This is a genomic window from Hyphomicrobium sp. (genome assembly GCF_036262015.1).
GTDB lineage: Bacteria > Pseudomonadota > Alphaproteobacteria > Rhizobiales > Hyphomicrobiaceae > Hyphomicrobium_C.
Genome location: NZ_DATAJR010000004.1, coordinates 384,206 through 400,123, shown reverse-complemented (window position 1 = coordinate 400,123; position 15,918 = coordinate 384,206). Strand labels below are relative to the sequence as shown.

Here is a 15,918-nt window from a genome sequence, read left to right as displayed (position 1 = left end):
GGTTCGTTCATTAGCCATCGCGCGATGAAAAGTTGGCACGTCTTTCATCGCGCGCCTATTTAACTTTTCGCGGTGGACGCCCGAGCACTATTCTCACAACGGCTCGATGGCACGCGATGAAACAGTCGGCAAAACTCTATTGCACAGCACTGGGGCTCATTTTTTCCAGCTCTGCGTGGGCTCTTGCAGGTTGTCACGTTCCAGCCGACGTGGTCGCGGGCCAGGAGCTGTTCGAGACATTCAAGGCGCCGTTGAATGAATGCGTCTGGACTAAAGTCCAGTCCAACTGGGGTGGCCTGACGGCAACCGGCGATTACAGCGGAGGCGTGCTCCTCGACAACATTCAGGAAGGCACATGGCCGCTTGTCCTGCATGCCTACGGCAATCGCTACAATGGGCCGATCCGCGGATTGAACAGCGATGACTCGGTGCGTCCGGATGGGAGGAGGACCGGTGCCGCGATCATGACACGCCAGCGCTTCCTGGGTGGCCGCTTCGAAGTCAGGGCGACGGTTCCAGATGCTCTTGGAGTCGTCTCGGCGTTCTGGACATACAATAACTTCACCACGCGCGATGGCGTTGAGCACAATCACGAAATCGATATCGAATTTCCAGGACGCCCGCGGACCAACGCCCCGCCCAGCCTCAAATACGTGATGCTGACCACCTGGACGGGCCTGAAGGACGGGCAGTCTACCTCCGCCCTCGAGCGCTTGCCCGCATCAGTCACGGACGGCAAATATCACGTCCTGCGCTTCGACTGGCTACCGCCAAGCGACGGCGGAGCCGGCTACGTCAAGTTCTTCATCGACGGCGCCCTGCTCACGACGACGACCACCAACGTCCCGAGCGAACCCGGCAACGTTTGGCTAGGGTTGTGGTTTCCGCCTGAATGGGCGGGAACACCCGACTTCGACAGCGTCGAAATGAAGGTGGATTGGGTCCGCATCTCGCCGCTGCAAGCGCCGTGAAGCGGGCACCGGCCCGGCATATTCACCATAAATAATCTATTAATATCTGACCTGAACCCGTAAGGTCTAATACTTAGGGGGACAGCATATTTTGTATTTTGCTCGGCCCTCTCTTTTGGCCCCATTCCCATGCAACGAAACTCCGTATTGCACGATCCAAGCGGATGGCGGCGGCGTTTTGTGAACGTCGGCGGCTTGGTCATTGCAGTGGCCGCAATCACCCTGGTGATCGTGGGCTACAGGAGCTTCGCCAACGCCCCTCACCTCGAACGCGACGGCGATCTCTGGCGCATGCCACGCACGCTGATTGCCGCCGTGAGCGACAACAGCAAGTCGAACCTGTCGCCGACGCTCAACGGTACCTTGTCTCGCGCGGTCTCGCCCGAAGCGAGCCAGGTGACTCGCATCGCGTTCTTCGACGTGCACGAGATGTCGGCTTTTGCCGGCCTCAAAGATCACGCTTCGTCGCTTGACGCGATCTTCCCCAACTTCCTGACCATTGATCCCACCACCAAAAGGCTTGCAAGGATCAGCGGCGAGTCGGAGGAGCGGCTGCACCGGCGACTTCAAAAGCAGGCGCCCGCTCTGAGCATCTATCCCATCTTGTCGAACGAGTTGAATTACGCCGATGCCGTGGCGTCGATGTCCTCCGAGGGGTTCCGCGCTCAGCTGGTCGATGACGTACGGAACTACCTCCACACGCAACAATACGCCGGTATCGTCCTCGATCTGAACGAGCTGCCTTGGAGCAGCTTCGGCTACGTTCTCGACTTCGTCTATCGGCTGACCGACGCGGTGCGCCCAGAAGGCCGGAAGGTGATCGTTCTCGGATCACCCAATCCAGACAAGGCACAGTTGCAGCAGCTCGCCGCCGCTGCCGACTATGTCGTCACGCCGACGGACAGAGCCATCCGCGACCCGAAAATCGGCGGGCCGCTCGCCGCCCAGTCGGATTTCGAGGCGACGCTTCGCGACTATCTCGAAACGGTCGACCCCAAGAAGATCATTGTCGCGGCGGGCTCGTTCGCTTGTGACGGCGTACGCGGCCAACCCTGCAAAAAGATCTCGGTTCAGTCCGCATGGAACACAGCCCAGCGTGCCGGCGCGGCAATCGCCTTCGATCAGAAGTCGCTCAACAGCAGATTTAGCTACGTCGACGAGCTCGGCCGCTCGCATGATGTCTGGCTGCTGGACGGCGTGACCTTGTTCAATCAGGCAAAAGTCGCGCTTGCACAACTGCCCGGGGGCTTGGCGCTCTCTGCGATCGGCTTGGAGGATCCCACCGCTTGGTCGATCCTTGCCAGGGGCCGCGTTCCGGATGCCTCGGCGCTCGCCGATCTGCGCGTGTTGCCACAAGGCCGAAGCTTCGACGAAGCGCTGGAGAGCCAGATCGTCAACGCGGCTCCGGAAGGCTCCAGCGGATCGAGGACCGTTTCCTACAACGAAGAACTCGGCCTGATCGTCGACCAGAAGTTTTCCAAGATTCCGGTTGGTCAGATCTTCAGTGGCTGGGACGCCAGTGACAAGAACCTGCTGGCCATCACCTTCGACGACGGTCCCGACGAGATCAACACGGGACTCATTCTGGACGTGCTGGCCGAAAAAGGCGTACCGGCGACATTCTTCGTCATTGGCCAGAACGCGCTACAACATCCTGAGGTGTTGAAACGCATGTACGAGGCAGGCCACGACATCGGGAACCACACGTTCTCGCATCCGCGCCTGAGCGACATTGCCGAATGGCAGATGCACTATGAGCTGAACGCGAGCCAGCGCGTTCTGGAGATGATCCTCGGCATCGACACACGACTGTTCCGGCCGCCGTACAACGGTTCCGTTCTTTCTGACCAAGCCGACAATGCCGCAGTCATCGCCGAAGTGTCCCGGCTCGGCTACGCCACGGTCTTGAGCGGCGCTCACGGATGGGATTGGCTCAATCCGAAGCCGGAGTTCATTCACGACGAGATCGTGAAGGGTGTGCTTAGCGGGAACGGACAGATCATCCTGCTTCACGACAAAGGCGAGCGTTCCAATACTCTTGCGGCGCTTCCGCGCATCATCGATACGCTCCGGGCGCACGGTTTCCGTTTCGGAACAATCCACGAGTTGCTTCACAAAGACCGGTCGCAGGTCATGCCGCCGTACGATCCGGCGCGCCTTGCGTCGGAAGGCAAGGCCAACGGCGGATATGGGGGCATCATCGCCTACCAGTCCGTGTCCGCCTGCATCGCTGCCCTCGCGATGCTCATCGTCTTTTTGAACGTCACACGCCTCATCTTCACTGTTGGCGGTACTCTTGTGCACCAGTCGCGCGAGAGAGAGAGAGCCAATCGCAAGTTCTGGCCCAGCTCGGTTGCGGTGATCATACCGGCATTCAACGAAGAGCTGGTCATCTGCAAGACGATCCGCTCGATCCTTGGGTCCAGCCGCTCGGATTTCGAGGTGATCGTCGTCGACGATGGATCAACCGACAATACGGCCGCTGTCGCCGCCGCGGCTTTCGCGAATGATCCGCGCGTCAAGGTCTTCAAGAAGCCGAACGGCGGCAAGGCCGACACCGCCAACTTCGCCCTCGCTCACACGGAGGCCGAAGTCGTCATCGCCATCGATGCCGATGGCGTGCTTGGGCACGATGCCATTGAGCTTATGGTCCGCCACTTCGAAGATCCGCGTGTCGGCGCCGTGGCCGGGACGGCCATCGTCGGGAACAAGGGGACCTGGCTCACTCGTTTCCAAGATCTCGAATACATGGTCGGCCAATATCTCGACCGCAGAGCCCTCACCCTCTTCAATGCAAATTCCGTTGTTCCCGGCGCCATCGGCGCATGGAGGCGCGAAGCGTTGTTGCAGATCGGGGGGTATGCGACCGATACGGTGGCGGAAGATTGCGACGCAACGTTCTCAGTCATCCGCAAGGGATGGCTCGTGCTCTATGAACCCGCCGCCGAGACACGCACCGAAGCGCCCGAGACGCTGCACGGCCTCATGAAGCAGCGCCGCCGCTGGATGTTCGGAATGCTCCAAGTCCTGTGCAAGAACATCGATGCGATACGGGTGGGACCGACCAGCCTCGGCTGGCTCACGATGCCCCATGTGCTGTGCTTCGGATACGTCGTGGCGTTGGTCACGCCGTTGCTGGTTGCGGCTTTCATGATCCAGAGCGGCGTACAGATTCTTCAGTGGAGAGCGAGCACGGATCCAGAATTCAACTATCAGGTTTCCGTGTACCTGAAGTGGTGGATCTTCTTATCCATCGCCGATCTCATCGTGATCTCAGCCGCACTCTACGTGGCTGGCATCAAAGACATCTTGCAGAAGATCCCGTTGATCATTCTGCAGCGAATTATCTACCTCCCCATTTTGTATTGGATCGCATTCGAGACGGTCTTTGCCGCGCTTAAGGGCAAGATCGTGCGCTGGAACAAACTCAACCGTACCGGAACAGTGTCGGTGCAGCAGACAGCGATCGTCACGGGGACAACTTAGAGCGGCGGAGCGAGGAACAATGAAAACTTTGCATGGCTTTGCAGCACTTGGCGCGGGCCTGCTTTTGGGAGCAGGCGCTGCTCTCGGCATTCCAATGTGCGATGTCGCATTCGCGGAAAGCCATCCCGCGTCTGCTTCGCCTCAAAGCGCTGAGGGCACGACGATTGGCATCCGCTACTACATCGGCGATCGTCTCAAGCTGCTCATCTATGAGCGCCTTGACGTGCCTGGAGAACCGGGACGCCCCACCGACGGCCGTCCACATCTTGTCGAACGCGCCGAATTCACCGGGACCTATACGGTCCAGGAGAATGGGGCCATCGTGCTTCCAATGCTGGGTGACGTCGATGTGGACGGGCGCACGCCGAATGAAATCTGCAAAGCCCTCGGCGATGTCTTTTACAAGACGTTCGGCAGATCCGCGCAGGCCAGCGTTCTTCTGGATGAACGCGAACCCGTCTATTTCGTCGGGCAGAGCGTCAGCAGCGGCACGTTGAAGTACACACCCGGCATGACCGTTCTTCATGCGGTGGCCAACGCCGGTCTTTCGGACAACGCGAAAGGCGACGTTTACGTGAGGATGGAGCTCTTGCGGGAGCATGAACGCCAGCAAAAGGCGAGGGGAAAACTGCGTAATCTGCTCGCGCGCGATCTGGTGCTGCGTGCGGAGCTCTCAGGCGGTACGGACGTTAAACCTGACGATCGGCTCACTGTTCTCGTCGGCGCCCAGGATGCCAACTCCGCCATCGAGTCGGAGACGAAGCGGCGGCAGATCATTCTCGAAAGCCGTAAGCCCGTTGTCGATTCCTACTCGGCCGAAGTCGCTATCGCGACGCAAAGGAAAGAAATCCTGCTGTCCAAGCTCCAGATCGCCGATGACAGCGTGAAGAACCGGGAGGAGCGCGACAGCGCCTTGCAGAATCTCAAAACCCGAGGGGACGCAAACCTCTTCCTCACAGCACAGGTCAAAGGCGACCTGGCGGATGTCCGTCTGCGGCGCGCAGAAATCCTCAGCGACATCTCCGCCGTCGAACTCGAGCTGACGCGCGCGCAAAAGGATCTCGCGCGTTCCACTGCTGAGGCCAAGCTGTCTCTCAACCAGGACATTACTTCCATCGAAGACGAGATCATGGAGACGGAAGCTGTCCTTGCCGGAACGCAGCACCTGATCGACGATCTAGACACCGAGAGGTTCCGGCGCGGCACCGCTACCAATGCCCCCACTTTCGAACTCGTGCGCCGTACGAAGCAAGGACCGCTCCGCATCAAAGCTGACGAACTGACCGAGCTGCATCCAGGCGACCTCGTGGAAATCATCAAGCCCGCGGACAGACCGATCTACAGCAGTTCCTACGAAAAGTAGCAGCACGGGGTTCGCTCCTCGCCGTGCGGGATCAAGACAAGGGCCGGGCCGCGGCAACGCCCGGCCCTTGCGAATTTGTATGGCCCTGTCGTGGTATCGACACTTTTCCTTGTGATACAAGTTGAAGTCTGTAGCGCCTGCCACTGATGGGCCGTTGCGTGCCGAGATTGCCGCAACCTGCGCACAGCACCCTCAAACCGCCTGTCACATGGAGTTCGTCCATATGCACAGCCTTGCTACGCCTACGGTCGTGTTCGATCTCGACGGCACATTGGTCCATACCGTGCCGGACATCGCGGCCGCCCTTGACTGTGCGCTTGCCGACTACGGTTGCGGCCCCACGAGCCCGGCCGAAGCCGCGACCATGATGGGCGATGGATTGAGTGAATTTTTCTGGCGCGCCCTTGTTGCAAAGAGGCTCGCTCTACCGGCCATAGAGGCCGATGCCACACGCAAGCGGTTTATTGCGGCATACCGAAAGACACCCGCGCATCTCTCTGAAGTCTATCCGGGCATTCGCGAGCTACTACTCGAACTGCGCGAACGGAGCGTCCTGACCGCCGTCTGCACGAACAAGGTTGAGACGATCGCGCTCGACATCCTGCGGGCGCTCGCTCTCACCGACTTGTTCGACGCCGTGGTTGGCTCGGGAGGCGACAAACCGATGAAGCCCCATCCGGCACCGGTCCAACAGGCCGTTGCGCGGGCGGGCGGGCACATGGAGCGGTCTCTCCTCGTTGGCGATACCGGCGCTGACAATGGGGCTGCGATCGCGGCGGGAATTCCGCTGGTGCTTCTCACCTACGGATACAGTCATTTCCCGATCGGCTCGCTCCGCTACGGCACCGCAGTGGACGACGCGGCGCATCTGCGGGAGCACATCCTTGCCTTTGTGAGCGAGGACACAAGCCTGCCGAAAGCAACGCCGCCCTTCGTCGAGATCGCAGCTCGCGACGAGCCTGACATGCTTCGCGACTACGCGGCCCCATACCGGTTGGCCGCCTAGCGCTCGTCCTCAAGGGGCATGAGGAGCCAAAGGAGGAGGTACGTTAGAATGCCCGGGAAGCCGATCGAAGCAACCGTCGCGATCACATAGAGCAGGCGCGTTCAGTTGTTCTCGCTGTTTTCCAGAGCGTCGTTATCTTCGGGATTCTCCGGCACATCCATCCCACTTTCGCCTGCTGACGCGCCTTCGGATGCGCTCGGGTTGTCCTGGCTGTCGCCTGGATCCGGCACGTTCACATTTCCAGCCGGGTCTGAGGTGGCCGGCTTCTTCAGCGCCTGGCTGTGAGGGGCGCTTTGCGGCAGGGTTTCATCGCTGGACGATTGCGCCATTGCCGGCGCTGACAGGACGACAGCAAGCGCGCTCAAGATCACATATCGCATGGACCTCTCTCCTTCTGTTCTTGTGTCCTAGGAATGAGAGTCCCCCGGGATAGTTCCGGCTGTCCATGGACCCGGGGTATTTGCCCGAACCAAATCTGCCGACTGAGCGTTTCGTCTGCGTTCAGCAGCAGGAGGAAAGGCCCATGCTCATAAAAACGGCCGCTTTGGCTCTCGCCGGCACCCTCATGGTCACCAGCGCGTCTGCCGCCGTCGTCTGCAACAATGAAGGAGACTGCTGGCGCGTAAAGGAAAAATACGAGTACAGACCTGAATTCGGGCTTCGGATCTACGACGACAATTGGAAGTGGGCCGAAGCCGACCGGGACAGGTACCGCTGGCGCGAAGGGCGAGGGCGCGGGTACTGGCGCAACGGGATTTGGATCGAATTCTAGAAGTTAACCGGAGTGCCCCAGCGGTTGCCGGAGCACTCCACCTTCCCGCCCGGTCAGGATGCGACAAAAATTCAAGTTCCTCTGCCCAAACTATAGGCACATGAAGCTTCGGTGACGGGCACTCTGCTCGTCGGTGGCATGACAACAGGCGGGCGCGGCTCGCCTGTTTTTTGCGTGCGGAACGGGAAGAGGAAGCCTGATGCTCGACGAAAAGCTGGAGCCGATATACGCCGAAGTGCTGCGGCGCAATCCGGGAGAGGACGAATTTCACCAAGCGGTTCGCGAGGTGCTCGACAGCCTCGGCGCCGTAGTGGCCAAGCATCCCGAGTATGCCGAAGGCGCCCTCATCGAACGTCTCTGCGAACCCGAGCGTCAGATCATTTTCCGCGTTCCGTGGGTGGACGACAAGAATCGCGTCCAGATCAATCGCGGTTTCCGCGTGCAATTCAATTCGGCGCTCGGCCCCTACAAGGGCGGGCTGCGCTTCCATCCGAGCGTGATGCTGGGAACGATCAAGTTCCTCGGCTTTGAGCAGACTTTCAAGAACGCGCTCACCGGCATGCCCATCGGCGGCGGCAAGGGCGGTTCGGATTTCGATCCCAAAGGCCGCTCGGAAGCGGAGATCATGCGCTTCTGCCAGTCGTTCATGACCGAGCTTGGGCGACATATCGGCGAGCACACGGACGTGCCGGCCGGTGACATTGGCGTCGGCCAGCGCGAACTCGGCTATATGTTCGGCCAGTACAAGCGCATGACCAATCGCTATGAGTCGGGCGTTCTCACGGGCAAGGGTCTGACCTGGGGCGGCTCGCGGGTTCGTACCGAAGCGACCGGCTACGGGGCCGTCTACTTCGTCGAGTGCATGCTCCGCACGCGCGGACAGAGCTTCGACGGCAAGCGTGTCGTCGTGTCAGGCGCCGGCAACGTGGCGATCTACACCATGCAGAAAGTGGCTTCGCTCGGCGGGCGCGTCATCGCCTGCTCCGATTCCGAAGGTTACGTGGTCGAGGAGAGCGGAATCGATCTCGACACCCTGAAGGAGGTCAAGGAGCGTCGGCGCGGACGTGTCTCCGACTACGCTAAGCTGCGCGGCGCAAGCGCCACGTTCATCCCGAACGGCCGCGTTTGGGACGTCCCGGCGGACATCGCAATGCCGTCTGCGACGCAGAACGAGCTAACCGGTCAGGACGCGCAGACCCTGATCAAGAACGGCGTCGTCGCCGTCGGCGAAGGCGCAAACATGCCCTGCACGCCGGAAGCCGTACGCGCATTCCTCGATGCAAAAGTTCTTTTCGGACCGGGCAAAGCGGCCAACGCCGGTGGTGTTGCGACCAGCGCCCTCGAAATGCAGCAGAACGCCTCGCGCGATTCGTGGAGCTTCGAGACCACCGAGAAGCGGTTGTCCGAAATCATGCACGGCATCCATGACCGGTGCGCACGGACGGCCGAAGAGTACGGCGCGCCGGGCAACTACGTTCTGGGCGCGAACATTGCAGGCTTCACGCGCGTTGCGGAAGCCGTGCGTGCACTCGGCGTCATCTGATCTCGAACGGAAACAGAGGCAGCCTTTGAGGCTGCCTCTGTTTCAATCCTTGCCGACGCTGGCACTTATTCGCAGGGCACCGTGACGGTCACGCCGACTGTCGGGATGAACTTCTTGCAGCCAACGCTCGCAGCGACCTTCGGCTCCGTGCTGGCCGCTTGGGACTTTTGCTCCGGTGCGGCCGCCGTCTCTACTTCATCGGCCAGCGAGGCCGTCTCAATCGGCTTGCTCTCCGACTTAGCTTCGACCGGAGCGGTCTTGGCCGTTTCGCGCTTCTTGGCTGCGAACTCGACCGGCTTGACGGTGGGCTCAACCTTGGCAATCGACTGCTTCTTGATCGGGCGGGCCGGAAGCTCCTTGGCCGCGACATAGATGCGCTTTTTCTCAACGCGCTTGGCGGCGAACGATTTGCCGCCCACCGGCGTGTTGACGACCTCGGGGACGTATTCGCACGAGATGCAGGCCTGGGCGGCCGAGCCGAAAACCATGCTGGCGGAAAGAGCGGCTACGGCGACGGTGAGAATGGTCCGGTTCATGTTTGCCTCCCGGCGATGTGAGCATTTGGGCTCGGTGTCTAACCCCTGAGCCGATCATGCGTCCGGACGGCGATCGGCGCTGTTCCGGCCGGAACAGGCCAATTTGCTTAGGGTCCAGGCTCTCAGATGGTATGAGCCAGTGCCAAGGGAAGGCGGGCCTGGACGCCCGCGGTGCCTGCTTCCAGGTCCAGCAGGTGCTCCTTCCTGTCGAGGCCGCCGGCAAAGCCGGTGAGGCCCCCGCTCGCGCCGATGACCCGGTGGCAGGGGGCCACAATGGATATCGGGTTCCGGCCGTTCGCAGCGCCCACCGCGCGCACGGCGTTCGGGCTGCCGATCTGGCAGGCAATCTGCCCATAAGTGCGCGTCTCGCCATAGGGAATGGTGAGGAGCGCGGCCCAAACCTTCTTCTGGAACTCGGTGCCGGCGAAGTCGAGCACGAGGTCGAATGACCTGCGGCGACCGCCAAAGTACTCGCGGAGCTGGCGCTCTGCTTCCAGCAGCACTGGGTGATCTCCGTCCTCGGCCACGAGGCTCACCCGGCCGGGCTTGTCGTTTTCCCAGAGCACAGCTGCGAGGCCGTCATCAGAGGCGACCAGCTTCAGCTCCCCAACCGGGGACTGCATACGCTTGGAAACATAGTCCTTGCGGGTGAAGCGCGGCGTCGGATGCATGAGTGATCCTCCTCGATCCGGTCTAAGTACGTTGCTCCCTGTCTGACAGATCAAAGGTGGCGGACGCACTCCGCTGCTTGCTCTCGAATTCCAGCGCTCAGCTTCGACTGTCCCCCATTTGCAGCGATTCGAGAGCGCGTTGCCGGGCCAAGCCGCGGTCGCGGTCCGGGACGTGGATGAGACCCGCGATCTGCCGCAGCAGCGTGTCTTCGTACGGGTCGAGAACGCCATCGGCGTAGGCCACCTTCCAAAGCATCTCGAGAATCTCGACCCGTTCCTCGCGGCTCAGGCGGCTACAGATCTCGCGGGTAAATGGATAGTATTGCGCGGACTGGCGGACGCGCTGCTCGGCTGCTTCGACCAGGGATCTGACGGCTTGGGGCGCGAGATTGAACTTGCCCGCCAGCAGGCGCTCGATGGTTGCGCGCTCGGCGGCATCAAAATTGTTGTCCATGCGACCCGCCTCGATCAGCAAGGCCGCCACCGCGAATTGGGTGTCGTCGGTCCTTTCGGACGGATGAGGTGTCTCAAGACCCGAGAGGAAGGCAAGCAGGCGGTCGATCATGGTCGTCCTTTGGTATGTTAGTCAGATCCGCGCTCAAACGTAGGTGGCCCGGTCCCGCTCCCCCAACAGATTGACTTTCAAGGGCATCTCGATCATAAGGGCCCAAGCGCAGCGGGCTTTTTGGGTCCGCGGCGTTAAGAGCGCTGCCCGAGGCTCAAGTTGCAATTCAATGCAACCCCTTGAAAGTCCGCGATTTTTCGCGGCGCCACAGGGCGCGAAAGAGACCCAGAGCGCTTAAGCGCGGAAAGAGGCAAGCCCCATGTACGCTGTCATTAAGACGGGCGGCAAGCAGTATCGTGTCGCCAAGGACGACGTCATCACCGTCGAGAAGCTCGACGGAGACGCCGGCGCCAAAATCGAATTCACCGAAGTGCTGCTGATGGGCAGCGGCGGGGACATCAAGGTCGGCAAGTCGCTGCCTTCGGGCGCGAAGGTTACCGCCGAACTCGTCGAGCAGACGCGCGGTCCCAAGCTCATCGCCTTCAAGAAGCGCCGCCGCAAGAACTCGCGCCGCAAGCGTGGTCATCGTCAGGATCTGACGACGGTCCGCATCACGGGCATCACGGGCTAAGCATCAAAGCGAGCGCGTTACGACGCCGCTCCGAGAAGAAGGATTTCCCCTCATGGCACAAAAGAAAGCCGGCGGTTCAACGAAGAACGGCCGCGATTCACATTCGAAGCGCCTCGGCATCAAGCGCTACGGCGGCGAGCACGTCATTCCTGGCAACATCCTTTGCCGCCAACGTGGCACGCAGTGGCATCCGGGCACCAACGTCGGCATGGGCACCGATCACACGATCTTTGCCGTCGTCGAAGGCAAGGTCGAGTTCAACACCAAGGGCAACGGCCGGACCTATATCTCGGTGCGTCCCGACAAGCTGGACGCGGCCGAGTAGCACCTCGCGCGTCAACCAAATTTCGAGGGGGGATGGACGCCATCCCCCCTTTTTCATTCTAACGCGCGATGAACGTCGTAATTTCTCCGACGAGCCGGTATCCACTGGACTGACAACGGGCCTCGGTCCCTCATTCATGCTCACGACGGCAACCTCTCGGACTCTCATGTCAAAGCCGATCAAAACCCGGCGGCTCGTGCTACGCGAGCTCGCAGACAGCGACGTGCCGCAATTGGCCCGCCACGCGGGAGAGTGGGACGTGGCCCGCATGACTGCCCGCATTCCGTTTCCCTACTCCGAAGCGCTCGCGCGCGAATGGATGGAAACGATCGGGCCGGGCGAGTTCGTGCGCGCGGTCACCTTCAAGAGCCAGATTGTCGGCGCCGTTGGCTACGTCCAGAATGACGACGGGTCCGCGGAGATCGGGTACTGGATCGGAAAGCCGTGGTGGGGACTGGGCTTTGCGACGGAAGCCGCCCGCGCGCTCGTGCGCCACTGCTTCACGAGCGCCGGCTTCAAGCGGCTGACATGCTGCCACTTCGAAGACAATCCCGCGTCCGAGCGCGTCATCCGAAAACTCGGATTCAAGCCCAACGGCGTGACGTCGGCCTGGTGCGACGCGCGACAGGCAGAGGTTCCCACGCGCTCTTATGAACTCAATCGCCCGATGGTGGCGATGCTGTGGAGGCTCACGGCATGAAGTTTCTCGATCTCGCGAAGATCTACATCAAGGCCGGCGACGGCGGTGACGGCTGCATCGGCTTCCGCCGAGAAAAGTTCATCGAGTTCGGCGGACCGGATGGCGGCGATGGTGGTAACGGCGGCGACGTCGTGATCCTGTGTGTCGAAAATCTCAATACACTCATCGACTATCGCTACCAGCAGCACTTCAAGGCCGAACGCGGCATCAACGGCGCGGGCAAGAACCGCGCGGGTGCCAACGGAAAGGACTGCATCGTGAAGGTGCCGCCCGGAACCGTGGTTCTCGCTGAAGATCAGGAAACTGTCCTCGCCGAGATGACCGAGGTCGGGCAGCGTTTCGTCGTGGCGCACGGCGGTAACGGCGGCTTCGGCAACGCGCACTTCAAGAGCGCGACGAACCAGGCGCCGCGGCATGCCAATCCGGGGCTGCCAGGCGGCGAGCTGACGATTTGGCTGCGCCTCAAGCTCATCGCCGATGCGGGCCTCGTGGGGCTTCCCAACGCCGGTAAATCGACATTCCTCGCTGCAGTCTCCGCGGCCAAGCCGAAAATCGCCGACTACCCGTTCACGACGCTGCATCCGAACCTCGGCGTGGTCCGCGCGGGCGAGAAAGATTTCGTCCTTGCCGACATTCCGGGCTTGATCGAAGGCGCCCACGAAGGTGCGGGCCTCGGCACGCGCTTCCTCGGTCACGTGGAGCGCACGCAGGTGCTGCTCCATCTGGTCGACGCGACGCAGGAAGACGTCGCCGGCGCCTATCGGACCGTGCGCAAGGAACTCAAGGCCTACGACGGCGACCTCGCCAAGAAGAAAGAGATCGTGGCGCTCTCGAAGATCGATGCGCTCGACGAGGAAACCCTTGCAGCTCGCCTCGCTGACCTGCAGAAGGCCGCACGGAAGAAGCCGCTCGCGCTTTCGGCTGTGTCAGGTTCCGGCGTCAAAGAAGCGCTCTACGCTTTGACGCGCGAGATCACCCGCGCCCACTCGCACGAACTTGAGGCGGCTGAGGCTGAACGCAAGCCTTGGCGCCCCTAGAGCGTAATTGTTCGATTGAATCGAAATCACGCTCCAGGTCTTTGATGAGATCAGTGAATTGCGCTTCGGACTTTTTCTGCGCCGCCGATTCACGTCGCGCCTGATAGGCGGCGCGATGATCGGGGCGACCAGGGCCCGAGCGATCATGGTCGCGCTTAATCCGTGCGCGTCTAAGGGCAACCCCATACGTCTCCGTCCGGGTTTGCAACGGCCTCAAGGCTTTCACACTTCATTGCTAGCGAAACATCTCGGCATCTGTCCGTGCCGAGACTGTGCGTGTTGCGGATACGATCCGCGAGTGGCCGCAAATTTCGGTACAAGCGGAGACAATTCGATAACTCATGCTAGGTAACCTATTGAAGTCGAACTCATCATGATCCACAAATTAACCGTTGCAGAGGGCACCTAAAGCCTGACATCGCTCCGGTTTTCTCGCGCATTCAGGGGGTGCACGGTGCTTTATTGGTCTTCCCATCGCTTGGGGGCGAAAGAAATGTTGTTGCGTCTCGGCTGCGCGTCTCTCGCGCTCGCCATCTTCACTCAATTTACGGCTGGTTCGGCAGAAGCTCAGGTCGAACGGCGGTCACCACAGAAGCCGCGCGTGGCGTCCGAACCGGTAAAGCCTATCGCGACTCAGGGGCCGCTGATGTCGCTCGTGTCGCTCAACCAGCAGCGCATGTACGTCTACGATGCCAACGGCCTAGTCGTGCAGACCCGCGTTTCCTCGGGCCGCACCGGCCATGAGACCCCCAAGGGCATCTACAGCATTCTCGAGAAGAAGATCGACCACACGTCGAATATCTATCTCGACGCCAAAATGCCTCACATGCAGCGCCTCACCATGACGGGCATCGCACTCCATGGCGGCGTTATTCCCGGCTATCCGGCTTCGGGCGGGTGCGTCCGTCTGCCGTACGATTTTGCCCGCCGCTTCTTCGGCATGACGGACATCAACCAGCGTGTCGTCATTGCTCCTGACGTCAATGCTCCAGTTGCTTTCGAGCATTCGCTCCTGTTCAGCGCTCTTCCGTCCGTTACCAGCAAGACCGGCGCGCTCCGCGACCATGCGGACGCAGGCTCACGCGCCGTGAAGGTCGGCGTCGACGTCGCCGAAGCGGTGCTCGGGGTAACCTCAGCGCACGCGGCGACCGAACCGGCTGGCCGCACCCTCGAAAGCGCAGCGGACGCCCGCCGCGCCGAGCGGCAGACGCTTGTCGATGGCATTGCCAAGGCCGGCGATCGCCGCACGGCTGCTGCCGAGGGCGAGAGGTCCGCTCTCAAGGCACTCGGCGATGCGCGCACCGCTGCCAAGGAGGCACGGAACGCCGCCGCCAAGGCTGCCCGAGAGGCGAGCAAGGCCAAGGGCGAGCTCCATTCTCAGGAACGCAAGATCAAGTCGATCGTTGCGCGCATTCCGAAGAACGAATCCAAGATCCGCGCCGACAAGCTCGAAGAGCTGCGCACGCAGGAGGCCGAAGAGCGCGCCCGCATTGCGCCGGCGACCGAGGCGGCCGAGCGCGCTGCCGCGGCGGCCAAGACCGCAGCAAACGACGCCAAGGCGGCGGAAGCGGCCATCACTTCCGCTCAGAATGCCCTGAAGGCTGCCAAGGCCGAAATCAAGGAAGCGGCAAACGCCGAGGCTTCCGCGAAGAAGGCCGTGGCGGCCTTCGACCGGCGGGAAGAAAACCGCGCGCTGCCCGTGTCGGTGTTCGTCAGCTCGCAGACCGGAATGGTGCAAGTGCGCCAGGGCTTCGAGCTCGTAGTGGAAGCACAGGCGACGATTGAGAATCCGGAGGTTCCGCTCGACACGTTCATCTTCTCCGCCGTGGATTGGAAGGACGGCACTAAGACCGCGCTCAGGTGGACCGCAACCGAAGTCAACGAGTATTCGACCGGCCTCCCCGCGTACAACGAGGACACCGGTTCGCGCAAAAAGAAAGCTCCGGAGCAGCCGATCGCGATGCCGGCGCCGACCGACGCTGCCAAAGCCACGCGCACGCTGGATCGCATCAAGCTGTCGCCGGACGTTTCGGCAAAGCTCGCCGAGGTCGTCAAGCCGGGTTCCACTCTGATCGTCTCGAGCTATGACGTCTCAAAGAGCGAGACCAAGTATGCTGGCACGGACTTCATCGTGCAGATGCCGGAAGTCGTCGCGAAGATCACGAAGCCCACGCCGCGTCCGGTGGAAGTGGTCAACGAAAGCAGCGGCGGATGCTTCTTCTTCTGCTCGTCATACTCCAACTCGCAGACGAAGAAGAAGCGGGTCGGCGGCGGTAAGTCCACCGTCTGGTAAGTCGGCAGACTCTCACGTGACAACAAAAGACCCCGGCCAAGCAATTGGCCGGGGTCTTTGCGTTTGATGGAAAAGACGG

The 15,918-nt window shown here is 61.4% G+C and carries 16 protein-coding genes; 11 read left to right on the top strand and 5 right to left on the bottom strand.

From position 1 onward, the window contains the following. The first annotated feature begins 116 nt into the window (after positions 1-116). From VHO05_RS02885 to VHO05_RS02870, 4 genes are all read left to right on the top strand, one after another. On the top strand, positions 117-971 hold the full coding sequence (locus VHO05_RS02885) for a glycoside hydrolase family 16 protein (RefSeq protein WP_329645107.1): 855 nt from the start codon (positions 117-119) through the stop codon (positions 969-971). A 147-nt stretch (positions 972-1,118) separates the two neighbouring features. Continuing rightward, entirely contained in the window at positions 1,119-4,457 is a 3,339-nt protein-coding gene (locus VHO05_RS02880; RefSeq protein WP_329645106.1) for a polysaccharide deacetylase family protein, read from the top strand. A 19-nt stretch (positions 4,458-4,476) separates the two neighbouring features. Next, positions 4,477-5,820, top strand: a complete 1,344-nt coding sequence (locus VHO05_RS02875) for a polysaccharide biosynthesis/export family protein (protein WP_329645105.1) — start codon at positions 4,477-4,479, stop codon at positions 5,818-5,820. A 223-nt stretch (positions 5,821-6,043) separates the two neighbouring features. Next, on the top strand, positions 6,044-6,826 hold the full coding sequence (locus VHO05_RS02870; protein WP_329645104.1) for an HAD hydrolase-like protein: 783 nt from the start codon (positions 6,044-6,046) through the stop codon (positions 6,824-6,826). Here the strand turns inward: VHO05_RS02870 and VHO05_RS20205 are convergent. Beyond that, positions 6,823-6,912 (bottom strand): hypothetical protein, encoded by a 90-nt coding sequence (locus VHO05_RS20205; RefSeq protein WP_414653666.1) that lies wholly within the window; start codon positions 6,910-6,912, stop codon positions 6,823-6,825. The genes VHO05_RS02870 and VHO05_RS20205 overlap by 4 nt on opposite strands. Before the next feature lie 15 nt (positions 6,913-6,927). Then, positions 6,928-7,206 carry a hypothetical protein gene (locus VHO05_RS02865; RefSeq protein ID WP_329645103.1) on the bottom strand — a complete coding sequence of 93 codons (279 nt, stop codon included), beginning with the start codon at positions 7,204-7,206 and terminating at the stop codon, positions 6,928-6,930. 143 nt (positions 7,207-7,349) lie between these two features. On the opposite strand from VHO05_RS02865, the gene VHO05_RS02860 reads away from it, so the two are divergent. Beyond that, positions 7,350-7,598 (top strand): hypothetical protein, encoded by a 249-nt coding sequence (locus VHO05_RS02860; protein WP_329645102.1) that lies wholly within the window; start codon positions 7,350-7,352, stop codon positions 7,596-7,598. A gap of 199 nt (positions 7,599-7,797) precedes the next feature. Beyond that, the gene (gene gdhA, locus VHO05_RS02855) at positions 7,798-9,141 is read left to right on the top strand and encodes an NADP-specific glutamate dehydrogenase (RefSeq protein ID WP_329645101.1); all 1,344 of its coding nucleotides are present in this window, start codon (positions 7,798-7,800) and stop codon (positions 9,139-9,141) included. Between the two features lie 65 nt (positions 9,142-9,206). Here gdhA and VHO05_RS02850 read toward each other — a convergent pair whose 3' ends face one another. The 3 genes from VHO05_RS02850 to VHO05_RS02840 form a co-directional block, all read right to left on the bottom strand. Beyond that, positions 9,207-9,677, bottom strand: coding sequence for a hypothetical protein (locus VHO05_RS02850; RefSeq protein ID WP_329645100.1), 471 nt, complete (start codon positions 9,675-9,677; stop codon positions 9,207-9,209). Between the two features lie 122 nt (positions 9,678-9,799). Continuing rightward, positions 9,800-10,348 carry a methylated-DNA--[protein]-cysteine S-methyltransferase gene (locus VHO05_RS02845; protein ID WP_329645099.1) on the bottom strand — a complete coding sequence of 183 codons (549 nt, stop codon included), beginning with the start codon at positions 10,346-10,348 and terminating at the stop codon, positions 9,800-9,802. A 97-nt stretch (positions 10,349-10,445) separates the two neighbouring features. Then, entirely contained in the window at positions 10,446-10,913 is a 468-nt protein-coding gene (locus VHO05_RS02840; RefSeq protein ID WP_329645098.1) for a TerB family tellurite resistance protein, read from the bottom strand. Between the two features lie 259 nt (positions 10,914-11,172). Here VHO05_RS02840 and rplU point away from each other — a divergent pair, with 259 nt between their 5' ends. The 5 genes from rplU to VHO05_RS02815 all read left to right on the top strand — a co-directional run bounded on the left by rplU (position 11,173) and on the right by VHO05_RS02815 (position 15,839). Next, on the top strand, positions 11,173-11,484 hold the full coding sequence (rplU, locus tag VHO05_RS02835; RefSeq protein ID WP_329645097.1) for a 50S ribosomal protein L21: 312 nt from the start codon (positions 11,173-11,175) through the stop codon (positions 11,482-11,484). A 52-nt stretch (positions 11,485-11,536) separates the two neighbouring features. Continuing rightward, the gene (gene rpmA / locus VHO05_RS02830; protein WP_329645096.1) at positions 11,537-11,809 is read left to right on the top strand and encodes a 50S ribosomal protein L27; all 273 of its coding nucleotides are present in this window, start codon (positions 11,537-11,539) and stop codon (positions 11,807-11,809) included. 166 nt (positions 11,810-11,975) lie between these two features. Next, entirely contained in the window at positions 11,976-12,509 is a 534-nt protein-coding gene (locus VHO05_RS02825) for a GNAT family N-acetyltransferase (protein WP_329645095.1), read from the top strand. Beyond that, positions 12,506-13,546, top strand: coding sequence for a GTPase ObgE (gene obgE, locus VHO05_RS02820; protein ID WP_329645094.1), 1,041 nt, complete (start codon positions 12,506-12,508; stop codon positions 13,544-13,546). Before VHO05_RS02825 ends, obgE begins: the two co-directional genes overlap by 4 nt. Positions 13,547-14,039: 493 nt before the next feature. Further along, complete coding sequence (locus VHO05_RS02815) at positions 14,040-15,839, top strand: L,D-transpeptidase family protein (RefSeq protein ID WP_329645093.1); 1,800 nt, start codon at positions 14,040-14,042, stop codon at positions 15,837-15,839. Positions 15,840-15,918: the final 79 nt, after the last annotated feature.

Excerpts from the sequence above, each read along its gene's own strand:
- VHO05_RS02870 (WP_329645104.1), top strand. The coding sequence starts at position 6,044 with ATGCACAGCCTTGCTACGCCTACGGTCGTGTTCGATCTCGACGGCACA.
- VHO05_RS02885 (WP_329645107.1), top strand. The coding sequence starts at position 117 with ATGAAACAGTCGGCAAAACTCTATTGCACAGCACTGGGGCTCATTTTT.
- VHO05_RS02875 (WP_329645105.1), top strand. The coding sequence starts at position 4,477 with ATGAAAACTTTGCATGGCTTTGCAGCACTTGGCGCGGGCCTGCTTTTG.
- VHO05_RS02815 (WP_329645093.1), top strand. The coding sequence starts at position 14,040 with ATGTTGTTGCGTCTCGGCTGCGCGTCTCTCGCGCTCGCCATCTTCACT.
- VHO05_RS02840 (WP_329645098.1), bottom strand. The coding sequence starts at position 10,913 with ATGATCGACCGCCTGCTTGCCTTCCTCTCGGGTCTTGAGACACCTCAT.
- VHO05_RS02825 (WP_329645095.1), top strand. The coding sequence starts at position 11,976 with ATGTCAAAGCCGATCAAAACCCGGCGGCTCGTGCTACGCGAGCTCGCA.
- rpmA (WP_329645096.1), top strand. The coding sequence starts at position 11,537 with ATGGCACAAAAGAAAGCCGGCGGTTCAACGAAGAACGGCCGCGATTCA.
- gdhA (WP_329645101.1), top strand. The coding sequence starts at position 7,798 with ATGCTCGACGAAAAGCTGGAGCCGATATACGCCGAAGTGCTGCGGCGC.
- obgE (WP_329645094.1), top strand. The coding sequence starts at position 12,506 with ATGAAGTTTCTCGATCTCGCGAAGATCTACATCAAGGCCGGCGACGGC.
- VHO05_RS02865 (WP_329645103.1), bottom strand. The coding sequence starts at position 7,206 with ATGCGATATGTGATCTTGAGCGCGCTTGCTGTCGTCCTGTCAGCGCCG.
- VHO05_RS02850 (WP_329645100.1), bottom strand. The coding sequence starts at position 9,677 with ATGAACCGGACCATTCTCACCGTCGCCGTAGCCGCTCTTTCCGCCAGC.
- VHO05_RS02845 (WP_329645099.1), bottom strand. The coding sequence starts at position 10,348 with ATGCATCCGACGCCGCGCTTCACCCGCAAGGACTATGTTTCCAAGCGT.
- rplU (WP_329645097.1), top strand. The coding sequence starts at position 11,173 with ATGTACGCTGTCATTAAGACGGGCGGCAAGCAGTATCGTGTCGCCAAG.
- VHO05_RS02860 (WP_329645102.1), top strand. The coding sequence starts at position 7,350 with ATGCTCATAAAAACGGCCGCTTTGGCTCTCGCCGGCACCCTCATGGTC.